We start from the raw sequence: 22,305 nt of genomic DNA on the forward strand, positions 1-22,305 counted from the left end.
CTTTTTAACATGTTGAACATCTAATAATGTCATCGTTTTTCTCCTATCTATTTTAAAATCCTAAGTAGAGAGTTTGAACAGATTGACGAACTGCATAGCCAAATTCTGCTCGTTCAATTTCTTTCAAACTAGGTTGACCTTGTGAAGTTTTGCTTTTGAATTGTTTTTTCAATCGTCTCATCTTCTGCTCCTTCTTCTTTCTGACAAGTTTATTGTAAGATATCTTGTGGTGTTCATCCATAACTTAATCTTTCATTTATTGCTTTTATCTTACATTTTTGTAAGATTCATTTTTGCACTAGATAAGCAATCAGAGCAATCAACCAGAGATGAGCAGGGTAAAATACATAAAAGAAATATTTACTCCACTTAGTCACAGGACCGCGCTCACCATTATAGAGCGAAATGAATGGCAGCACTGTAATAAAGAGCCAATCCGAATTATAAAGCATCATTGAGAGGGTTGTAACCCATGTCGGATAAATCTGAATGCTCATACAAAATAGGGCAAGCGCTAAAATACCATACAGCAGATTTCGTAAGTTTTTCTTTTCTCGACAGATATACGTAATCAGCATAAATGGAATCAAGGGCAGGCCACCTTCCGTTATGAAACTAGCTGCCAGCAAAACAAGAATCCCCAGAAGAAAACGAATAGGATTTTCTTTCATTCGATAAGTATGATTACTCTTGGAAATGCCGAAAAAAAGATTGAGCACAAGCACGCCACATGCCAAGGTTAAGAAAATATTATTGTTGAGCTGAACGCTTTTTGCCTGGAAAAGAAAATTGATAACTGTATTTCCTATAAACATAACAGCAGCCCAAGAAAAGAGACGGAAATTGTAAAGCAAACGGCTGCGAGTATAGATAAAACCTTCCACTGCTGCAAAAGCAAACCAAGCCGCAACACAGCGTGTCAAAGCATGAAAAATACCAGCCCATCCCCCCGATAACAAACCTGGTATTTTATCCAGATGATCAAGGACCATGAGAAAAGCCATTAACAATTTTAGCTGAAAAGTATTTAAACCTTTTGTTTTCATTTTAGTTTCTCCTAAATATGAACTTATTTTCTAACTCTATGATACAAAAAAAAGAAAGGTTGCCACCATAACATAACCTTTCATTTGTATCGTTTTTTCTTACAATTTTGTAAGATTGTTTGCTTATTCAAACAGCAGTTTCTGCTCTTTAAACGTAACCATAACGGTTGTCCCTTCGCCTACAACCGACTGCAAGTGCAGTTCATGTCCTAACTCGTCCGCAATCTTCTTAGACAGGTAAAGTCCTAAACCAGATGATTGCTGGGTTAAACGACCGTTATAACCAGAGAAGCCACGCTCAAACACACGCAAAATATCACTGTTTTGAATGCCCAGACCTGTATCTTTCAGATAAAGCGTATCATCTTTAAAATAAATCTCAATGCCACCTTGACTAGTATATTTCAGACTATTTGAGAGAATTTGCTCCAAAATCACCACAAACCATTTTTTGTCCGTAATAATCGTTTGTTTCAAATCATGCAAGTCCAAACTTAAACCTTGCTGAATAAAGAAAATGGCATATTTTTTGACAACTTCCTTGACCATTTCCTCTATGTTTTCTTTCTGGACACTCAAATCATCATGAAAACTCTCCAAGCGCAAATATTGCAACACCAGATTGGTATAAGAATCGATTTTAAAAATTTCTTGTTCCAACTGCTTTTTCAGTGTTTGCTCACCCAAATCCTGCACCAAAAGCTTACTAGCAGCAATCGGTGTTTTTATCTGATGCACCCAAAGTGTATAATAATCCAGCAAATCATTCTGCCTAACTCGCTCCTGTGTTTTCAGCTCCTTTTTTTCATCCTCTAATTTTTCTATTTTGGAAAATAGCAGAGCTTCTAAAGGTGTATCTGCTTGTCCCTCGCCATATAAAGCAGCTCGTCGAAAGTTTTGATAGTGCTTAACAATATCAAACACAAGACCAATCATGCTAAGCAAACACAACATCAACATGACATAGTACAATACAGCCTGAGCATCATCATACAGTAAACTAAAAGCAAATAATATCACATAAAATATCAGCAGAATAATAAAAGAAAATTGACGCGAACGCAGATAATATCTGAAAAACAACCATTTATTTTGAGAATTCATTCGTCAATCTGTACCCAATTCCTTTCTTGGTTTCAATAAAATTTTTCAGTCCAGCATCTTCTAATTTCTTGCGCAGGCGGGCGATATTGACTGATAAGGTATTGTCATCAATAAAGAAATCACTGTCCCACAGTTCTTTCATGAGATCATCACGCGAAACAATACTGCCAGAATGCTCAAATAGCACACGCAGAATTTGAAATTCATTTTTCGTTAACGTAATCACTTCTCCATCATACATCATATCCATGGACTTGAGATTGAGAATAACCCCATGGTATTCCAACAAACTTTGATCTGTTCCAAATTCATACGAACGACGCAAGAGTCCTTGAACCTTAGCCAACAAGACATTATTGTCAAATGGCTTCGTCACAAAATCATCTCCGCCCATGTTAATCGCCATGACAATATCCATCGCCTGATCACGTGAAGATAAAAACATAATAGGCACTTTAGAAATCTTGCGAATTTCTTGGCACCAATGATAACCATTAAACAACGGTAGACCAATATCCATCAGGACTAGATGCGGTTCTTCCTTGACAAAAATCGTCAGCACCTGCATAAAATCCTCTACAGCAATCACCTCAAATCCCCATTGTTCCAGCATTTTTTTGACTTGTTGACGAATGACGGCATCGTCTTCCACTAATAATATCTTGTGCATGCTATCCCTCTCTTCTGTTTCCTTTTTCTATTATAACAAAGACTTGATGAAATATGCTATACTAACAGTAAATCTACGAAAGAGAATGACTATGGGAAATATTTTTAACTATTTAGAAGATATACAATACGATAACATCTATGATCAGCCCTTTACAGAGCTGGATTTTTTGCTCCTAACCGAAATTACTTACTTAAACTACGATACAATCGTCACGGACAGTCTTGAACTACAAAAAGCGAGCCGTTTAATTGATGTACCACAATATATGTCTGAAGTAAACTCCCTGATGAATACCAAACATCGCTTAAAGCTTTTGACACAGGCTTCTATAGTGAAGCGTTATAAAAACCTCAAACTCTTTGGGTATGTAAACGATATTGATCTTGAGATGCAAAAGCAATTTGCCGCTATGGTTTATAAAATTAACTTAGACACCTATGTCATTGCTTTTCGCGGAACAGATGATTCCATTATCGGCTGGAAAGAAGATTTCCATATGACTTATATGGAACATGTCCCTGCCCAGCAAACTGCTGTGCACTACGTTCAAAAGGTTATGAAGGCATTTCCAAAAGCCACCTTTATCCTGACAGGACATTCGAAAGGTGGTAATCTAGCGACTTATGCTAGCAGCCAAGTAGAGCCTGCTTTGCAAGATAGAATCAAGCAAATCTACAGTTTTGATGCTCCAGGATTAAACCATACGATTATTGAAACAGAGGGATATCAAAGCATTGCTTCAAAAATCAAACGCTACATTCCGCAGGGCTCTATCGTCGGAATGATGCTGGAAACACCTAAACAAGCTCACATCGTTAAAAGCGTAGCCATTGGTGGAATTGCTCAACATGACACTTTCTCTTGGCAGATTGAAAATAAGCACTTTATTTTACTTAACACGCTCAATCCAGACAGCATTCAGACAGACAAAACTCTAAAAGAATGGGTGGATGCTGTTCCAGATGACGATCTAAAAGATTTCTTTGATGTCTTTTTCGGTCTCATTTTAGACGCTCAAATTACATCTATTGATGATTTTTTCCAACCCAACAGTATCAAAAAATTACTGACTATTGTCCAAAACGCCCATGCCCTAACAGACCAAGAAAAAGAAATGCTGAACCGCTTAACTCGACTCCTCATTTCAATCCGTTACCAGACTTGGATTGATGATTTTAAAACACCCAATCCAGCCACTTTTATGACCGATATGCGAGGGAATTGGGCTAGTCTGGCGGAGAGGTTTTCATTTTTAAATAAAGATGAATAGTACTTTAACTAATTTAATCAAAAAATGAATGACTAGTCACATTTGTAAGACCGTCATTCATTTTTTATTCTAATATTATTCTTTCTAAATCACCCAATCAAACTCCCATTTGGCACGCTTGGGTCAACACTCAGAAGTGTCAACTGATCGCCATATTCGGCTGAGAGAATCATGCCTTGACTGATACGCCCCATCATTTTGCGTGGCTTAAGGTTGGCTACGATTTGTACTTTCTTACCGACTAACTCTTGTTCGTTTGGATAGTATTTAGCAATCCCAGAGAGGATTTGACGATCTTCTGCATCTCCAGCATCCAAGCGAAATTGGAGTAATTTATCACTCCCTTCCACTTTAGAAACTTCTTTGACTTCTGCGACACGAATTTCCAGCTTATCAAAGTCGTCAAATTTGATTTCTTTACGGTTGAGTGTGAGTTCTATTTCTTCTGGCTTCCATTCCTTCTTAATAGCTGGCTTGCCACTTTCCATCTGCTCTTTGATATAGGCAATTTCTTCGTCCATATCAAGACGTGGGAAGATTGGTGTCCCTTTGGCAACTACTTTAATACCCGTTGGCAGTCCTGCTAAATTTAGATTTTCTAGGTCAAAATCTGCCCCCAAACCAAGCTGTTCCATGATAGCATTTGATGTAGTCATCATAAATGGCTGAATGAGGTGAGCCACCACACGTAGGCTGGCTGCCAAATGCGCCATAACCGCTGCTAAATCATCACGTTTAGCTTCATCTTTAGCCAACACCCAAGGTGCTGTTTCGTCAATATACTTGTTAGTACGAGAAATAATATTCCAAACTGCTTCAAGGGCGCGTGGATAATCCACGGCATCCATCTGTTTGTGGTAGATTGCGATATTTTCTGCTACCACTGCTGCCAAGTCCGCATCAAATTCTGTCACATTCTCTTTATAAATCGGCACTTGACCGTCAAAATACTTGTTAATCATAGCAACCGTACGGTTGAGGAGATTTCCAAGGTCATTGGCAAGTTCATAGTTGATACGACCAACATAATCTTCTGGCGTAAAAGTGCCATCAGAACCTACTGGAAGACTACGCATGAGATAATAGCGAAGCGGATCCAGTCCAAAGCGTTCCACCAACATTTCTGGGTAAACGACATTTCCTTTAGACTTAGACATCTTGCCGTCCTTCATGACAAACCAACCATGAGCAATCAGACGTTCTGGTAATTTCAAGTCTAACATCATGAGCATGATTGGCCAATAAATAGAGTGGAAGCGCAGAATGTCTTTCCCAACCATGTGGAAGACTGTACCATTCCAGAACTTATCAAAGTTGGCATGGTCATCTTGACCATAACCAAGAGCTGTTGCATAGTTGAGAAGGGCATCAATCCATACGTAAACCACATGCTTAGGATTTGAAGGTACTTTAACGCCCCACGTAAATGAGGTACGCGAAACTGCTAAATCTTCCAAACCGGGCTCAATAAAGTTCTTGATAATTTCATTCATACGACCATCAGGCTGAATAAAGTCTGGATGTGCATGGAAAAATTCTACCAAACGGTCAGCGTACTTACCCAAACGCAAGAAGTAAGATTCTTCTGACACCCACTCAACTTCATGACCTGATGGGGCAATTCCTCCGATAACCTTGCCAGATTCATCACGAAAAACTTCTGCTAACTGACTTTCAGTGAAAAATTCTTCGTCAGAAACAGAGTACCAGCCTGAATACTCACCCAAGTAAATATCATCCTGAGACAAGAGACGTTCAAAGACATCTGCCACAACTTTTTCATGGTAGTCATCAGTTGTGCGGATAAATTGATCATAAGAGATATCTAACAATTCCCAGAGTTCTTTTACTTCTTCTGCCATTCCATCCACATATTTTTGAGGAGTTATGGCCGCTTCTTCTGCTTTTTGTTGAATCTTTTGACCGTGCTCATCAAGCCCTGTTAAATAAAAAACATCATACCCCATGAGACGCTTGTAGCGAGCTAAAACATCACAGGCAATGGTCGTATAGGCAGACCCGATGTGGAGCTTGCCAGACGGGTAGTAAATAGGTGTCGTAATATAAAACGGTTGTTTTGTAGTCATTTTTTAATCCTTTCAAGGCTAATGAAACCTTTTTTGATAACATCTCATTATACCATATTTTGCAGGGTTTGCGACAGGACAAATTCTTCTTCTGTAAGCATAAAAAAGACCTAGACAAGATTCTAGGTTTAATAGCTCACAACGTTCAAACTGCCGCTTTCGTATTCTGCGATAAAGATATTAGAAATGTCAGGATAACCGCTTTTAGTCAGTCTCTCGACGGACCATTCTTCTGTTTTGTCAATACATTCTAAAACATCAATCTGGACAACACCATCTGTGACAATGGGATATTTGGGATTTTCTTCACCTGCCTGCACGACGATGAGCTGACCATTTTGCTCGATAACCGCCCTCTTGACCTGCTTAAGCTGGAAAATGCCCTGGCTACGTAGTTTTAAGGCCACATCTGCGGTTGAAAGACCAACGGAACGACAAGCTTCTGAACTTAGCTTTCCATGCTGAATCAAGATCGTTGGTCTGCACATCTGAAGTTAATTTACTAAAGTCAGTAAATTTATCCCTTCTCCCTTATGTTACTCAATAAGCTTACAATCAAACTCAAGAATATGAGTTACTAACCTTATATACAAATTAGTTTCAACCTATTAGTTTGAATTAACCGTGTTAATAAATTTTTACCATGATTTTTATTATCTAATGTTTGACCATATTTCTCAATCAAACGAGAGATATTTAACATCTGCTCTTGCTGAATCCGTTCGGGCTCACTTCCTTCATAAACACTATAATAAAATATCAGTTCTAAATTTTGATTACCATACAGTTCATAGTAGTCAAACATCTGCTGAAAATAAGCATAATCAGCTTCTGCTAGTGAGTGACCATAGAACTTAATTTGTTTAATAGTATCAATATAAATTTCTCTATCATTCGCAACATCTTCAAAATTTCTTGAATAGAGTTGAAGCGTTCGATAGGTTTTAGTAAAACGATACTCTAAAGCAGTAGCATCCACACCTTCATGATCAATTCCAAAAATAATATTACTTAATCTGATACTACTTTTAGGCACTTTCCCATGGATATCGGCATACTTAGTCGGTGAATACTTAGGTTTACAGCTCTCCGACCAAATAGAAGTGTAATTAAAACTTAACAAATAGTATGGTCTAGATTCTACAGGTGTTATAGAATCAGACTCAGGATTTAACATACGTTTTAGAAGATCATTACTTTTCGCTAGATAGCTAGCATTTTTTTCTACTTGACACTTAATAAAACACTCAAAATCATATTCAAGCTCATTAAGCTCTAACATTAAAATAGTTGTAACCAATTCCTTTATACGATCAATATCAACATTCGCTTTCGTTGAATAACATTCTTGCATTTTTTTATACATATCATTTTGAGGCATTGAGCTTACATCCTTATGAAGTATCGAATATGTAATAAATTTTAGAATAAAAGAGCGCTCGCTATAAGGAGTTCGTGAAAGTCCTAATTCTGCATATTTTTCGAGATTCGTTCCAATTTTTTCGGCTGAAACAGCATCCGCTATAGTATGACTAATGAAATCAATTATTTGATAGTCTTTTAAATAATTAGCCATAATTTCTTCAACCGAAGCCCAATTCTTTAGCCCTTTTGATTTTTCAAACAAAAATATTAAATACCAAATATTGACCTCCTTAAAATCAGGATAATTACGATGAACTTGGTATGTCCCCACGTCCTCAGCGATATTCAAGTAATCACGTAATCTAGTCTCATATTGTTCAACAACAGGCTTATCTGAATCAATAAGCTTTTGTTCAAAATTTTCTTTGAAATGATTGGTTAAGACGTATGATAAAAAATTATAATATGTTGTTCCTAAACCACATTGTAAGTCAAAGCCATTCCCAACAACAAACAATTCAGTAATTTCTCGTTCACTCACTGTCCATCTCCTTCACTTTCCTTTCAGTAACATACTCCTCTAAAACATTTAGCTACTTAACATTATATCATGATTCACCTATCATCAAGACTTTAAATTTGATTAACATAGCAACTCAGCAAAAAACGTTCTCAATAATAGTTTTGCATAAAGTTGGACGATTAAACTCAATTTTCTGTAGGTATTTTTTGAACTCAATACCCTTCAATTAAATTTATACATATAATTTTTAGCGCCCGCTACTCTTTGAATGAATTTTTACTCAAAATTTTTATCATTTAAACCTTTCTAGCTAATTTTTACAAATAAATTTTTGTATTTGATGCTCTTCGAGTGAATTTTTGCAAATAATTTTTAGCAATCGATGCCTTCCGAGTGAATTTTTACACAGATTTTTAGTATAATGGAGCAAAGGAGGGCTAAAAATGAAAACACATCTTATTAGCCAAGTTATTCTAAAATACCTGTCTGGTCTTATGTTTTTGATTTTGCTCATTTTTATACCAGCAGGAAGTTTAGACTTTTGGAAGGGCTGGCTTCTCGTGGGATTGGTCTTTCTACCAATGCTCTTGATTGGAATCCTTCTGTTCCTTTATAAACCTGACCTCCTTAGAAAAAGACTGGAAATGAAAGAGAAAGAAAAGGAACAAAAGCAGATCATTTTTTTGAGTGCTTTACTCTTTCTTGCTACCTTTATCTTAGCTGGTTTAGACTATCGTTTCTCTTGGTTTCAAGTTTCCAGCCGAATCACATGGTGTGCAAGTTTCATTTTTCTAGCATCCTATCTCCTCTATGCTGAAGTTCTGCGAGAAAATAACCATTTATTTAGAATTATTGATGTTCAAGACCAGCAAAACGTCATTTCAACTGGGCTTTACGGAATCGTCAGACATCCTATGTATCTAGCAACCCTTGGCCTGTTTCTGAGCATTCCGCTCATTTTAGGTTCACTTTTAGCTTTCCTTGTCATGCTTCTTTATATTCCTATTATCAACCAGCGCATAAAAGGAGAAGAGGCTTTCTTAGAAAAGAATCTAGAAGGCTATCAAGAATACAAAAATCAAGTCACTACAAAAATCATTCCATTCCTATGGTAACAAAGAAAATGACAAACCCAAAACTCGCCTGCTTAGCCTTTTTTTGGTAAAATAGAAAAAAATAACTCTAGAAAAGGTACCCTTATGAAACTCATCTCTTGGAATATTGACTCCCTCAACGCTGCCCTGACCAGTGATTCTGCACGCGCGCAATTGTCACAAGCTGTTTTACAGACTTTAGTAGGATTAGACGCTGATATTATCGCCATTCAAGAGACTAAATTATCTGCTAACGGACCAACTAAAAAACATCTAAAAGTTTTGGATGAATTATTCCCACATTATGAAACTACATGGCGCTCTTCTATAGAACCTGCACGTAAAGGTTATGCCGGAACTATGTTTTTATACAAAGAGAATCTATCTCCAAAAATAACCTTCCCAGAAATCGGTGCACCTTCTACTATGGATGCCGAAGGGCGTATTATTACCCTTGAGTTTGAAAAATTCTTTGTCACACAAGTCTACACTCCCAATGCAGGTGATGGTTTAAAACGTTTAGAAGAACGACAAATCTGGGACAAAAAATATGCTGACTATCTAACAGCTTTAGACATAGAAAAACCTGTCCTTGCGACAGGGGACTACAATGTAGCCCACAATGAGATTGACCTCGCTCATCCTTCTAGCAACCGTCGATCACCTGGATTTACAGATGAAGAACGATCCGGATTTACCAATCTGTTAAATCGTGGTTTTACGGATACTTTCCGTTACATTCACGGCGATATTCCAAATGTTTATAGCTGGTGGGCACAACGCAGCAAGACCAGCAAAATCAATAACAGTGGCTGGAGAATTGATTACTGGCTGACCAGCAATCGAATTGCAGATAAAGTAACCAAGTCAGAAATGATTGACTCAGGTACAAGGCAAGACCACACACCAATTGTATTGGAAATTGAGTTATAAAAAAAGAGGTTTCCCCTCTTTTTTTTTCAATCAAAATGGTACAACTGCGGATATTGATCGCATTTAGGATTTCTAGGATGGCAAATTTCGCGTCCAAAGCAAATCATAGCCTGATGTGCAGACAACCATTCATTTTTTGGTAAAACTTCCATCACTCGTTGTTCAACTTCAAGCGGTGTAGCTGACTTTTTGACAATATCATGGTGTTTGCAGATTCGCTCCACATGGGTATCCACTGCAAAAGCGGGAATACCAAAACCGACACTCATAACCACATTTGCTGTTTTGCGCCCTACACCAGCCAAACTTTCTAATTCTTTCCGTGCATGAGGTACCTGCCCATCAAAATTAGCGAGCAATTGCTGAGCACATTTTTTCAAAAATTTAGCTTTATTACGATACAGTCCCAGACGAGCGATATAGCTAGCAATTTCGCTTTCTGACGCCGCAGCCATTTCTAATGGAGTCGGATAAGCTTTAAAAAGGGTTGGTGTAACCGTATTAACCGCTGCATCTGTTGTTTGAGCTGACAATATGACCGCTACCAGCAGTTCAAAATGATTTCTAAAATTTAGGCTGGGCTTGGCATCTGGAAATAGAGCAATTATCTCCTCAATCACTTTTCGTGCACGTTTTTTTGATAAAACCATTTTTCCCCTTTCCCTTTGTTTATTAAAAATATTATAACATGAACGCCAATGATACCAAAATGTAGAGCTTAAAAAAGTGGGACAACCGTCATGGTTTCAAAGAAATCCATTTCGTCATCTCACTTCCTTTTTATTCTATAAATCTAATGTCGCATACTCTGTACGGTAGCCTATTTGCAGGATTTTCCCATCTTTTTCTAAGATCGGACGCTTGATGAGCATGCCATCTGCTGCTAGAAGATCTGCGGCTTCCTCAATTGACAATCCTGATAGTTTGTCTTTCAAACCTAACTCCCGATATTTGAGTCCGCTAGTGTTGAAGAAAGATTTAAGGCACAAATCAGAATTTTCAATCCAAGTTAGAATCTCCTCTTTACACGGTGTTTCCTTGACAATATCTACTGCTTCAAATTCCAAACCCAGCCGCTCTAACTCAGCCTTGGCTTTGCGACAGGTCGAACATTTTGGATATTCAATAAATCGTAACATATTTTCTCCTCCATTTATCATTTATCTAAAGCTTTCTCGTTAAGCTCAACGCCCTCATGCTCCAAAAGCCACCGTTTCTTGTCCAGCCCCCCAGCATAGCCAGTTAGTTGTCCTTGACTGCCTAGCACCCGATGACAAGGAACGATGATAGAAAAAGGATTTCTACCTACAGCACCGCCAACAGCCTGCGCAGAACGATTACCTAACTTCTTTGCTATCTGACCATAAGTAACTGTTTCTCCGTAAGGAATAGTTTGCAGATAAGCCCAAACTTGTTGTTGAAAATTTGTCCCAACAGAAGCTAAAGGAAGACTCGAAAAATCTGGACAATCTCCGCTAAAATAGTGTTCTAGCAAAAGTTCCGTTTCTTTCAAAATGTCATTTTTTTCCAGAAGCAGGTTTCCTTCTTCTAAACCATGTTCAAAATATTTCTGCTGTAAAAACCAAACTCCAACAAGACCTGATTCATTAGCAACAAGAGACATTTCTCCTAAAGGAGAGAGATACATTTGTTTGTAAAAAATCATGATTTTTCTCACTATTTCGCTTGTTCATGGTACCGTGCATAAAGCGAACTTTTATTCAAACCGTATTTTTTTGCCACTTGTTTGATAGCTTGATTTTTCTTTACTCCTGATGCTACTAGAAGATCAACCTCTACCAACAAATCCGCTTCTGACTGTTCAACCTCTTCTTCCTTAAAACCTTCTACGATTAACAAGCATTCTCCTTTGAGTGGATTTCCCGAAACAAAATTTATCACTTCGGAAATCCGTCCACGCTGGTATTCCTCATAAATCTTAGTTAATTCCCGTACTAGTACTACAGAACGATCCCCATAGATACTGAGCATATTTTCTAAAGTAGCTTTGACCCGATGAGGAGATTCATAAAAAATCTGAGTTTCAGGATAAGATTTCTTACTTTCAAAAAATTCTTTCTGTTGTCCAGCCTTGCGTGGCAAAAATCCATAAAAAACATGAGGTTGCGGAGCTAGACCGCTTGCTATCAACGCTGAAATTCCCGCACTCGGTCCAGGCACAGTTACTACTGCGATTCCCTCAGCAATAGCAGCCTTGACTAAATCATGCCCTGGATCAGAAATACTAGGCAAACCTGCATCCGAAACCTGAGCAATATCCTGCCCGCTTTTCAGCAAACGAATCAAATCAGGAATTTTTTCTTTGGCATTATGCTCGTGAAAGCTAATCTGCTTCGTCGCAATGTCAAAATGTCTAAGCAAAAGACCAGTGTTTCTAGTATCTTCTGCTGCAATATAATCGACTTCTTTTAGAGTATTCACCATGCGAATACTCATATCATCCATGTTCCCAATCGGAGTTGCCACTAGATAAAGCTTTCCATAAGGCGACTGATCTTTAAAACTTTTTTGAATCTGCATGCCTACTCCCTAAACAGCAACTCGTCACAAAACATGCATTCTGCATCATTTTCACGGCGTTGGCCATAAAAATCCGTACAGACATGAAAACCGTCTTCGTATAATTTACGCAGATTATCGCGATTTCTTTTTGTTTTTGGTGTTGTTGTATGCTCCACTTGGCCCAATCGCTCTCGTAATTTATCATTTTCCAAACGAAGCGCTACGTTTTCTTCTACTACGCCTTTCAGATTTTTCTTAATTGCCTCTACCTCTGCTAAAGTAATAAGTAGGTTTTGAGAAAATTCATCTAGCGCATCAAATAATTCTTTTTTATTCATCCCCACTACCATTTTCCTATGCTAATACAGCACATCAGATTCTTTCTTGTAACACCATATATTCGAGTGCATTTTGAAAGCTAACATTTGCTTGCCACATTTTCCTCGCTGTAAATATACCGTCTAAGTAATAGCGTCCACACTCTGTTTCCATCTCTTTAGCAAATAAAATTTCCAGCACCTTCAAAGCCTGTCCTTGCTTTTCCTTATCATCAGCCAGACTAGCTAACTTCGCAACCTGCAAATAGGCGATTGCTTTTTGATTCAAGCAAAAAGATACAAAACATTCACATTCATTAACTAGTTCAAAAAATGATGAACTAGCCGCCAAACGCATAGCTTCTTCTTCCGTCTGACTGTAAACCGTCAACAATTCTGCTTGCGTCTTCATCACTCCAGCTTGTTCTAATTTCTTAAACAAATATGCTTTATTTTTCGGAAAATAAAATTGCTGCGCTCGACTTTTAATGGTCGGCAAAATAAGGTTTTCATCTGCCGTTAGTAAAAAAATATACACTTCACTTTGCGGCTCTTCAATCACTTTCAGCAATGAATTAGCCGCATTGACATGCATTTTTTCTGCGTCACAAATGATAAAAACTTGCTTGTTGCTCTCAAATCCTGACTGAGAAAAATTGCGTACCAATTCTCTGACTCGCTCTGTCTTTATAATATTATTGATTGGTCGAACAACCGTCACATCTGAAAAATCCTCTTCCTCAATCAAACGGCAATTTCGGCATTCTCCACAAGGCAAGACACCATTTTTATTAGTGCAAAACAAACTCTGAGCTAAACATTTAGCCATCTCAAAACTGCCGAAAGCTCCTGTAAACAGATAAGCATGATTCAGACGATTCTGCTGTAAAATTTGTTCAAAACGCTCAAACAAGACTGGCTGTAACTGAGCTAATTCTTCTATTTTCATCTTAGACTCTCAACATGCTCTGCTAGCACTGCTACCGTATCGGAAATTACTTTTTCAAGTGGCTGACTGGCGTCAATCCTTTTCATACGATTTGGCTCTTTTTCAAGAATAGATAAATATCCTTCACGCACTCGTTTATGCCATTCCACACTTTCTTGATCTAAACGATCTGCTCCCCTATCCTTACTCTTAGCGATGCGGGCTAAGCCTTCTTCTGCTTCAATATCAAAATAAAGAGTCAAATCTGGCTTCAAACCGTCTGTCGCAAAATTATTTAGCCAGTCAATGTCTGCTACCTTGAGCCCGCGACCAAATCCTTGATAAGCAACAGAACTATCAATAAAACGGTCTACTAACACAAGCTCACCGCGGTTCAAGGCTGGTACGATGCGCTCCACCAAATGCTGCCTGCGGCTGGCAATATAAAGGAGCAATTCTGTTTTTTCATCGATTTCTGTATGCTTAGGATCTAAAATAATATCACGGATTTTTTCAGCAACCGCTACTCCACCAGGTTCTCGCGTTGTGATAAACGCCTGCCCTTTTGTTTCTAAAATAGGAATCAAAGCTTCTAAAACACTTGATTTCCCTGCACCATCTGGTCCCTCTAAAGAGATGAACATTCCTTTTGACATAGTAACTCATTTCTAATTTTTCTATTCTCTATTTTATCAAAAAAAGAAAGAAAAATCACCGACAAAAAAACTTTAAAAATTAGTTTCAAAATTGTACATAAGCTTTCAAGATTTGATACAATAGAGTGTGCAGAAACTATTAGGAGGTTATCATGTCTAAGTTTAAAAACTATCTGACGATTATTCTAGGAGCTGGAATTTTTGCTTTCGCCATCAATTATCTGATTATTCCAAATCATTTGTATGAAGGGGGCGCGACTGGGGTGACTCTCATCACATACTATTTACTTAAAATTCCCGTTTCACTAATGAATCTCATCATCAACATTCCTCTTTTCATCATTGCCTGGAAAGTCTTTGGCTCACGGCTATTATACTCTAGCATCTTAGGAACCTTTGCAGTCTCTGGTTGGCTGACTATCTTTGAGAAAATTCCTTTCGTGATTAACCTTGAAGGCGATCTCGTAATTGTAGCGCTCCTAACCGGGGTTATTGCTGGCGTTGGACTGGGAATTGTTTTCAATGCTGGTGGCACCACGGGTGGTACGGACATCATTGCTAGAATCGCTAACAAGTATACGAACATCTCCATGGGAAAATTGATGTTTACTGTAGACTTCTTCGTCCTTATTTTCACTGTACTTGTTTTTAAAGATGTTCGCCTAGTGACTTATACCTTGATTTTTGTCTTTATCGCTTCACGAGTGATTGACTTGATTAGTGAAGGCGGTTATGCTGGTAAAGGATTTATGGTGATCACAAATCATCCAGAAGAGTTAGCAAAGAAAATCGATGAAGATCTCGGCCGCGGAGTTACTTTCATCAATGGACAAGGTTACTATAGTGAAAACAACTTAAAACTCATTTACTGTGTCGTTGGACGGAACGAAATGCAAACGATGAAAAATGTGATTCATAGTGTTGATCCACGTGCTTTTATTACGATTACAGATGCTCATGAAATCTTAGGTGAAGGGTTTACTCTAGATGCTAATAAACAACCACTTCAAAAATAATAACTATAAAAAAACGCATGTTACTAGTTTTTACTGATTCCATGCGTTTTTATTTTGTTATAAAGCTTTTGCTGAAGTACGGGTTATATCCTCAACCTGAATGTCTTTATCTTCAAATTTTGCTTTCAAAGCTAGCAAATCAATATCGCCATCGATTTGCACTTCAATAACAACTTTCCCATCTTTTCGTGGAATATTGACAGCATTAGAGATATTAAGATTTTCTTCAACAATTAAATGAACAATTTTTTCCAACACACCGACTTCATCTTCTGTAATGAAGCGGACACGAATGCCTTCTTCTCCATAACCAGCAATTTCCAGAAAGGCTCTAAAAACATCACGATCTGTAATAACACCATAAACTTGTTGGTTATCCACAACCGGTAAAATCCCAATCTTATTTTTTAACATTAAATAAGTTGCATCTTCCAAGCTAGCGAATTGCGACACTGTCACCACATCACGAATCATGACATCTTTGATTTTGGTCTTGTTTAACAAATAATTCATCTCATAAATAGACAAACTTGTTGCTTTTGAAGGACTTGCTTCTGCAATCGTTCCTTCAGTCACCAAACCGACCAATTGGTCATTTTCAATAACGGGAAGTCGATGAAGTTCCTGCGCCCGCATGATATCTGCCGCATGTGCTACTGTCGTATCTGGACTAATGTATACCACTTTTCGTGTCATAAAATCTTTAACAGCCATGGAAATTCTCCTTTATCTCTAATTTTCAGTTCTATTATACTGTATTTTTCAGCTTATTTCAAACGCTTTCAAAGTCATTGTTCCGCTTTCCAATAATAAATTAGTGAATAAAAAAGAAGCAGAAAACCACTTCTTTTTTTCCTCATTTCACCCACCAAGATAAGCTTTGCGAACTTCATCAGAAGCGAGCAATTCTTTTCCTGTACCAGACAAGACAATGTTTCCTGTTTCTAAAACGTAGCCACGGTCAGCAATCGAGAGCGCTTTATTAGCATTTTGCTCAATCAATAAGACAGTTGTGCCTTGCTTTTGAATATCTTGAATAATATCAAAAATTTCTTGGATGAAAAGAGGAGCCAATCCCATTGAGGGCTCATCTAAAAGCACGAGTTTAGGAGTAGACATGAGAGCCCGTCCCATGGCAAGCATCTGCTGCTCACCTCCAGAAAGAGTTGCAGCATCTTGATTCTTACGCTCTTCCAAACGTGGAAAACGTGAAAAAACTTTCTTTAGATTTGCTTGATTTTCATCACGATTTGTTTTCAGAAAGGCACCCATTTCCAGATTTTCCATAACAGTCAAACCTGAGAATACATGGCGTCCTTCCGGTACCTGAGACAGTCCTGCCGCCACAATTTTCTGAGCAGGAACTTTCTGAATTTCATTTCCTAAAAACTCAATTTTTCCTGAACTTGGACGAACCAGTCCTGAAATTGTCCGAAGAATCGTCGTTTTTCCAGCACCATTTGCACCAATAAGAGAAACAACTTCTCCTTCATTGACTTCAAAACTGACATCTCGGACTGCCTGAATCATGCCATAATGGACAGAAAGATTCTCAACTTTTAGCATAGACATTAGGCTCCACCTCCCAGATAAGCTTCGATAACACGTTTATCATTTTTAATTTCATCAGGAGTCCCATGTGCAATCAACCGACCATATTCTAATACATAGATTCGCTCTGTTACTTCCATGACGAGGCTCATATCATGCTCAATCAACATAATTGTGATTTGAAATTCATTTTTAATACGACGGATTAACTCTGTCAATTCCGCTGTTTCCTGCGGATTCATTCCCGCAGCAGGCTCATCTAAAAAGAGAATTTTGGGTTCTGTTGCTAGAGCACGCACAATTTCCAAGCGCCGCTGCTGTCCGTAAGCTAAATTTTTAGCAAGTGTTTCTGCTTCTCCGTCTAGATCAAAGATTTTTAGCAATTTCAATGCTTTCTCACGCAATGCTGCCTCATTTTTATAGAAAGCTGGCAAACGAAAGAAGCTAGCAAAGACATGTGCTTTGTGATGATTTCCAAAAGCAATCAGGACATTATCTAGCACTGTCAAATCCTTAAATAATCGAATATTTTGGAATGTGCGACTAAGCCCTAACGAAGCAATCTTATAAGGAGCCTTGCCATTAATCAAATGGCCATCCAAGGTCACGCTTCCCTCACTTGGTTCATAAACACCCGTTAACAAGTTGAACAACGTTGTTTTCCCTGCACCGTTTGGGCCAATGAGACCGACTAATTCCCCATCATTCAGCTCCAAGGTTACATCACCAACAGCGGTCAGCCCGCCGAAATTTTTTGTTAGATTTTTTACATCAAGAAGCGCCATTAGTTGACCTCCTTATCATTTTTAAAGAAGCGTGAGAAGTTCAATTCCCAAGTACCAAGAAGTCCACCTGGTCGGAAAATCATCACTAAAATCAAAGCAAGAGAGTAAATAATCATACGAATACTTGCCACATTTTGTAGCACCATGTTTAAGATACCTAAGAGAATTGCTGCAACAATAGTACCTGTCATAGAACCAAGACCACCAAAGACCACGATAATCAAGACATTGATACTATTGATGAAGGTATAATCTTTCGGCACAACAGAACCAATAAATCCAGCCTGAAGTGAGCCTGCAATACTAGCTGTTATAGCTCCGAAGACAAACGCAACCACTTTAATTTTAGTAGTGTTGACCCCTACAGATTCTGCCGCAATTTCATCTTCACGAACTGATAAGGTTGCTCGTCCAATTGGGCTCCGCAAAAAATTGATGGTCAAAATAGTTGTAATAACTACAAAGAAATATACCATTTGCCAATTGGTAAAGGCAGGAATACCCAAGATACCCGCAGCTCCATTGGTCAAATCACCACCGTTAATGATTAAAATGCGAATGATTTCAGAGACCCCAAGCGTTGCAATCGCTAAATAATCACCTTTCAAGCGAAGAGTAGGAATCCCGACAATCAAAGCTACTGTTCCTGCAATCAACGCTCCTAATACCATAGCTGCAAAAAAGGCCGGATAAGTAGCTGATTTCGAGCCAATAATCGCAGCTGCATAGGCACCAATTGCCATAAATCCAGCATGTCCCAGAGAAAATTGACCTGAAAAACCGACAATCAAATTTAAACCTACTGCCAAAATAATGTTAATACCAATTTGTTGTAAGATTTGTAGATAAAAATCATTCAAAACTCCTGCACTAGCAAGCAAGGTAATCAACCCATACCCAGCAAGAAGGAGAACAAACCATAAAATATTTATTTTTAAATTCTTCTTCATAGCTTACACCTTCTCTTTCACATTCTTACCAAGAATCCCTGCAGGACGAACGAGTAAAATTAAGATTAAAATACCATACACAATCGCATCACGGAAATCTGACATACCAAAGGCTGTTGCAAAGGTTTCTAACAAACCAATGACAAAGCCTCCTAATGCTGCTCCAGGGATAATGCCAATCCCACCAAGAACTGCGGCAACAAACGATTTCAGCCCTGGAGTCATTCCCATCAATGGTTCAAGGGAATTATAATAAAGCGCAATGAGCACACCTGCCGCTCCTGCCAAAGCCGAGCCCAAAGCAAAAGTGAAACTAATCGTACGATTGACATTAATTCCCATTAGTTGCGCCGCATCGCTATCGACCGAAACTGCCCGCATGGCTTTTCCCATTTTTGTTTTTTGAACGATGACTTGTAACAACACCATTAAAATTAGGGAAACAGCCAAAATCATTAATTGGATATTGGTGAGACTAATCGGTCCAAAACTATAACGAACCGTTTCAATCACTTGGGGGAACGAACGAGTATTGGCTCCTACAAAATACACCATCACGTACTCCAAGAAAAACGAAACACCAATTGCAGTAATCAAAGCTGCAATTCGAGTCGAATTTCTCAACGGGCGATAAGCCAAAAATTCGACTAGTACGCCTAAAGCCGCTGTCCCAATCATTGCCAAGATTAAGGCAAGGAAAAAATTAAGATGAAGGGAATTTATCAAGAAATACCCCATAAAAGCACCCATCATGTAAATATCTCCATGAGCGAAATTGATGAGTTTGATAATTCCATAAACCATAGTATAGCCGAGAGCGAGCAAAGCATAGACGCTCCCTAAAATTAGACCATTAACAAGTTGTTGGAGCATGGCCACCACACTTTCTAAATATAATATCGATGAAAGGATGATGTGGTGATTCACATCTTTCTTATCCTATCGCAAAAAAAGAGTGAGTAAGTCGCGGTTTCAAAGAAATTGGTTCTCCTTACTCTCTATTCCAAGTTTGAGCAAAAGAAGTCGTCAGTTCCTTTTTCTCACCTTATAGCTGATTGATGTTAAACAATTTAAGACAGAGCTAGCAGTTACTCTATCTTACAAATCATAATGAGCTACATTCTTAACACTAAGATATCTATCCTAACTATCTCTTTTAACCCATATAAAGAGAAGTAACTATCTACGATGTCCACCATAAATAGTTACTCTTCTATACACTATAAAATATATTTTAAGCAGTTCTTTATGAAAGATTATGGCTTAACTGTTTCAGCTGCTGTGACTTTCCCATTATTCATGGTCATCATAAAGGCTGTTTTTACAGTGTTATGATGCTTGTCAAAGCTGGTATCACCTGTTACACCTTCAAAATTCTTTGTCTTAGCCATATTGTTTTTAATGTCAACAGATGTTTTCGCACCTTTGGCAGCATTGGCAACAAGATAAACAGAATCATATGCTAGCGCTGCAAATGTTGAAGGTTCTTCATTGTTGTATTTAGCCTTGTAAGCTTCTAGGAATTTCTTAGCTTTCGCTGAGACATCAACTGTCGAAGAAAAACCTGAGATGTAGTAGATATTTGAGGCTTTGGCTGGAGTTGCTTGTTGGACAAATTCCTCACCATTAAAGCCGTCACCACCAACGATTGGTTTATCAATTCCCATACCACGCGCTTGGTTGACAATTTTACCAGCTTCAGTATAGTAACCAGGGATGACAATTGCATCAAAATCTTTCCCTTTCATCTTGGTCAAAGCTGCTTGGAAGTCCGTATCACCAGCGACAAATTTTTCATCTGCAACAATCTTGCCTTTATACGCATTGCGGAAAGCTTTTGCGACACCTTTAGCATAATCACTTGAATTATCCGTATAAAGCACAACTTTTTTCGCTTTTAACGTTTCTGTGACATACTTAGAAATAATCTTCCCTTGGAAACTGTCTTGAAAAGTCCCAATGAATAAATACTCTTGATTTTTTGTCAAGCCATCTTGAGTAGCACTAGGTGAAATCAACGGTACACCTGCTTTTGTCGCATTAGAAACAGCTGCTGCCGTTGCACCAGAAGTCGCAGGTCCTACAACTGCATTGACTTTCGATTGGGTTACTAAGTTAGTCGTTACAGAAGCTGCTTCTGCTGTTTCAGATTTATTATCTTTGTCCACTACTTCTAGTTTTTTTCCGTCAATACCACCTGCTTTATTGATTTCTTCAACTGCAAGCTGAGCGCCTTTTTGCTCGGCTGTACCATAAGCAGCTGTTGCGCCTGTCTCTTCAAAGTTAAATCCAATTTTAATCGTCTTATCAGCAACTTTTGTACCTGTTGCATTAGATCCACCTGACTTCACTTCCCCACAAGCGGCAAGAAGAGCAACGCTTGCAAGAGCAACAAATGATAGCGCAATTCTCTTTTTCATATTCTTAACTCCTTGTTTCAAAATAATATGTTAAGAATATACCGAATTATCTGACAATTGTCAAGTAGTCAACAGAATTTTTTTACATGTTTACGTTTTCCTTCTCTCTAAACAAACTTCCAACGAAGTCTGTATCCAATTCTTGAATATGACAAACCCGTACTTGTTTGACATATTTTTCCTTAGATAGTTTCTCAACAATACCATCTACTTGCACAGTATCCACATACAACTGGAGATAACGATGCTTTTTGGAATGATAGACAATATCACCAATGGACGCAATTCTTTTTATGTCACGATTATAATATAAATAGACAATGATACCTGTTCGTTCTTCTTTTTTAAACATGAGTTTTCTTTCTAACATTTTTTCATTTATAAGTATATCAAAAAAATGCCCATCAGAGGACATTTTTTTCAGATAATAGCAAAGAGAGCATTAGTTCAAGTTGTTATTTGCCATGATTTCATCAATGAAACCATAATCTAGTGTTTCTTGAGCACTCATCCAGTAGTCACGTTCAGCATCTTTATGAACTTGCTTAACGGTCTTACCAGAGTTATCTGCAAGAATTTTTTCCAAATTGTTTCGAGTTTTCAGCAAATGTTCAGCAGCAATCGCCATATCGGTTTGTTGCGTACCGCCACCAGTTCCACCCATTGGTTGGTGAATCATGTACTCTGCATTTGGCAACATAAAGCGTTTGCCTTTAGCACCACTTGAAGCGATGATGGTTCCCATGGACGCAGCCATTCCCATGACAATTGTTTGAACATCTGATTTGATGAAGTTCATTGTATCGACAATCGCTAGACCCGCCGATACAGAACCTCCTGGTGTATTGATATAAAGATAAATATCCTTTGTACTATCTTGAGCGTCTAGGAAAAGCAATTGGGCAATAATGGAATTGGCCATGTTGTCTTCAACTGCTCCAGTTAGCATAATAATGCGATCTTTTAAAAGACGTGAGTAAATATCGTACGAGCGTTCCCCACGGCTTGTTTGTTCAATAACTACAGGAATCATTGTATTCTCCTTTTCATCTGATATTTTAATC

Annotated in this window: 25 protein-coding genes and 1 pseudogene; 4 read left to right on the forward strand and 22 right to left on the reverse strand. The window is 38.2% G+C overall.

All coding sequences use genetic code 11. From position 1 onward, the window contains the following. Positions 1-52: 52 nt before the first annotated feature. The 4 genes from HMPREF2542_RS10130 to HMPREF2542_RS04345 form a co-directional block, all read right to left on the reverse strand. On the reverse strand, positions 53-181 hold the full coding sequence (locus HMPREF2542_RS10130; RefSeq protein ID WP_006269833.1) for a hypothetical protein: 129 nt from the start codon (positions 179-181) through the stop codon (positions 53-55). Between the two features lie 106 nt (positions 182-287). Further along, entirely contained in the window at positions 288-1,046 is a 759-nt protein-coding gene (locus HMPREF2542_RS04335; protein WP_070484406.1) for a TraX family protein, read from the reverse strand. Between the two features lie 123 nt (positions 1,047-1,169). Beyond that, positions 1,170-2,150, reverse strand: a complete 981-nt coding sequence (locus tag HMPREF2542_RS04340) for a sensor histidine kinase (protein ID WP_070484409.1) — start codon at positions 2,148-2,150, stop codon at positions 1,170-1,172. Further along, positions 2,134-2,820, reverse strand: a complete 687-nt coding sequence (locus HMPREF2542_RS04345) for a response regulator transcription factor (protein WP_070484412.1) — start codon at positions 2,818-2,820, stop codon at positions 2,134-2,136. Before HMPREF2542_RS04345 ends, HMPREF2542_RS04340 begins: the two co-directional genes overlap by 17 nt. A 91-nt stretch (positions 2,821-2,911) precedes the next feature. Between HMPREF2542_RS04345 and HMPREF2542_RS04350 the strand changes: the two genes are divergently transcribed. Beyond that, a complete protein-coding gene (locus tag HMPREF2542_RS04350; protein ID WP_058670250.1) occupies positions 2,912-4,093 on the forward strand; it encodes a DUF2974 domain-containing protein in 1,182 nt (393 codons plus the stop codon). Positions 4,094-4,182: 89 nt separating this feature from the next. Here the strand turns inward: HMPREF2542_RS04350 and metG are convergent, their stop codons facing one another. The 3 genes and pseudogenes from metG to HMPREF2542_RS04365 form a co-directional block, all read right to left on the reverse strand. After that, complete coding sequence (gene metG / locus HMPREF2542_RS04355; protein WP_058670249.1) at positions 4,183-6,180, reverse strand: methionine--tRNA ligase; 1,998 nt, start codon at positions 6,178-6,180, stop codon at positions 4,183-4,185. A 128-nt stretch (positions 6,181-6,308) separates the two neighbouring features. Beyond that, a pseudogene (locus tag HMPREF2542_RS04360) lies at positions 6,309-6,662 on the reverse strand (DUF421 domain-containing protein); the annotation flags it as partial. Positions 6,663-6,763: 101 nt separating this feature from the next. Continuing rightward, complete coding sequence (locus HMPREF2542_RS04365) at positions 6,764-8,086, reverse strand: AbiH family protein (protein ID WP_058670247.1); 1,323 nt, start codon at positions 8,084-8,086, stop codon at positions 6,764-6,766. Between the two features lie 425 nt (positions 8,087-8,511). Here HMPREF2542_RS04365 and HMPREF2542_RS04370 point away from each other — a divergent pair, with 425 nt between their 5' ends. Further along, complete coding sequence (locus HMPREF2542_RS04370; RefSeq protein WP_058670246.1) at positions 8,512-9,183, forward strand: methyltransferase family protein; 672 nt, start codon at positions 8,512-8,514, stop codon at positions 9,181-9,183. 84 nt (positions 9,184-9,267) lie between these two features. Continuing rightward, positions 9,268-10,095: an exodeoxyribonuclease III gene (locus HMPREF2542_RS04375; protein ID WP_024052028.1), complete on the forward strand. Its 828-nt coding sequence runs from the start codon at positions 9,268-9,270 to the stop codon at positions 10,093-10,095. 26 nt (positions 10,096-10,121) lie between these two features. Here the strand turns inward: HMPREF2542_RS04375 and nth are convergent, their stop codons facing one another. The 7 genes from nth to tmk all read right to left on the reverse strand — a co-directional run bounded on the left by nth (position 10,122) and on the right by tmk (position 14,519). Beyond that, complete coding sequence (gene nth / locus HMPREF2542_RS04380; RefSeq protein WP_058670245.1) at positions 10,122-10,745, reverse strand: endonuclease III; 624 nt, start codon at positions 10,743-10,745, stop codon at positions 10,122-10,124. A 135-nt stretch (positions 10,746-10,880) separates the two neighbouring features. Then, the gene (locus tag HMPREF2542_RS04385) at positions 10,881-11,234 is read right to left on the reverse strand and encodes an arsenate reductase family protein (RefSeq protein WP_058670244.1); all 354 of its coding nucleotides are present in this window, start codon (positions 11,232-11,234) and stop codon (positions 10,881-10,883) included. Between the two features lie 17 nt (positions 11,235-11,251). Beyond that, on the reverse strand, positions 11,252-11,761 hold the full coding sequence (locus HMPREF2542_RS04390; protein WP_058670243.1) for a methylated-DNA--[protein]-cysteine S-methyltransferase: 510 nt from the start codon (positions 11,759-11,761) through the stop codon (positions 11,252-11,254). Positions 11,762-11,772: 11 nt separating this feature from the next. Next, positions 11,773-12,636, reverse strand: a complete 864-nt coding sequence (rsmI, locus tag HMPREF2542_RS04395; RefSeq protein ID WP_058670242.1) for a 16S rRNA (cytidine(1402)-2'-O)-methyltransferase — start codon at positions 12,634-12,636, stop codon at positions 11,773-11,775. A gap of 2 nt (positions 12,637-12,638) precedes the next feature. Next, positions 12,639-12,956, reverse strand: coding sequence for a DNA replication initiation control protein YabA (yabA, locus tag HMPREF2542_RS04400; RefSeq protein ID WP_009568211.1), 318 nt, complete (start codon positions 12,954-12,956; stop codon positions 12,639-12,641). Between the two features lie 34 nt (positions 12,957-12,990). Beyond that, positions 12,991-13,884: a DNA polymerase III subunit delta' gene (locus HMPREF2542_RS04405; RefSeq protein ID WP_058670241.1), complete on the reverse strand. Its 894-nt coding sequence runs from the start codon at positions 13,882-13,884 to the stop codon at positions 12,991-12,993. Beyond that, the gene (gene tmk, locus HMPREF2542_RS04410; RefSeq protein WP_058670240.1) at positions 13,881-14,519 is read right to left on the reverse strand and encodes a dTMP kinase; all 639 of its coding nucleotides are present in this window, start codon (positions 14,517-14,519) and stop codon (positions 13,881-13,883) included. Before tmk ends, HMPREF2542_RS04405 begins: the two co-directional genes overlap by 4 nt. A 152-nt stretch (positions 14,520-14,671) precedes the next feature. On the opposite strand from tmk, the gene HMPREF2542_RS04415 reads away from it, so the two are divergent. After that, positions 14,672-15,535 (forward strand): YitT family protein, encoded by an 864-nt coding sequence (locus HMPREF2542_RS04415; RefSeq protein WP_058670239.1) that lies wholly within the window; start codon positions 14,672-14,674, stop codon positions 15,533-15,535. 57 nt (positions 15,536-15,592) lie between these two features. On the opposite strand, the gene HMPREF2542_RS04420 is transcribed toward HMPREF2542_RS04415, so the two are convergent. The 8 genes from HMPREF2542_RS04420 to HMPREF2542_RS04455 form a co-directional block, all read right to left on the reverse strand. Beyond that, positions 15,593-16,249, reverse strand: a complete 657-nt coding sequence (locus HMPREF2542_RS04420; protein WP_003070042.1) for a CBS domain-containing protein — start codon at positions 16,247-16,249, stop codon at positions 15,593-15,595. 147 nt (positions 16,250-16,396) lie between these two features. Further along, entirely contained in the window at positions 16,397-17,107 is a 711-nt protein-coding gene (locus tag HMPREF2542_RS04425) for an ABC transporter ATP-binding protein (protein ID WP_049481782.1), read from the reverse strand. Then, positions 17,107-17,871, reverse strand: a complete 765-nt coding sequence (locus tag HMPREF2542_RS04430) for an ABC transporter ATP-binding protein (protein ID WP_003070045.1) — start codon at positions 17,869-17,871, stop codon at positions 17,107-17,109. Before HMPREF2542_RS04430 ends, HMPREF2542_RS04425 begins: the two co-directional genes overlap by 1 nt. Beyond that, positions 17,871-18,821: a branched-chain amino acid ABC transporter permease gene (locus HMPREF2542_RS04435; RefSeq protein WP_003070047.1), complete on the reverse strand. Its 951-nt coding sequence runs from the start codon at positions 18,819-18,821 to the stop codon at positions 17,871-17,873. The genes HMPREF2542_RS04430 and HMPREF2542_RS04435 overlap by 1 nt, the downstream gene beginning before the upstream one ends. Positions 18,822-18,824: 3 nt before the next feature. Further along, positions 18,825-19,694 (reverse strand): branched-chain amino acid ABC transporter permease, encoded by an 870-nt coding sequence (locus HMPREF2542_RS04440; RefSeq protein WP_003043257.1) that lies wholly within the window; start codon positions 19,692-19,694, stop codon positions 18,825-18,827. A gap of 383 nt (positions 19,695-20,077) precedes the next feature. Next, positions 20,078-21,241 carry an ABC transporter substrate-binding protein gene (locus HMPREF2542_RS04445; protein ID WP_058670238.1) on the reverse strand — a complete coding sequence of 388 codons (1,164 nt, stop codon included), beginning with the start codon at positions 21,239-21,241 and terminating at the stop codon, positions 20,078-20,080. A gap of 82 nt (positions 21,242-21,323) precedes the next feature. Then, on the reverse strand, positions 21,324-21,593 hold the full coding sequence (locus HMPREF2542_RS04450) for a DUF2129 domain-containing protein (protein WP_006269844.1): 270 nt from the start codon (positions 21,591-21,593) through the stop codon (positions 21,324-21,326). 90 nt (positions 21,594-21,683) lie between these two features. After that, on the reverse strand, positions 21,684-22,298 hold the full coding sequence (locus tag HMPREF2542_RS04455) for an ATP-dependent Clp protease proteolytic subunit (RefSeq protein WP_225791046.1): 615 nt from the start codon (positions 22,296-22,298) through the stop codon (positions 21,684-21,686). Positions 22,299-22,305 lie beyond the last annotated feature (7 nt).

This window comes from Streptococcus sp. HMSC034B05 (genome assembly GCF_001809055.1).
In the GTDB taxonomy this organism is placed as follows: domain Bacteria; phylum Bacillota; class Bacilli; order Lactobacillales; family Streptococcaceae; genus Streptococcus; species Streptococcus constellatus.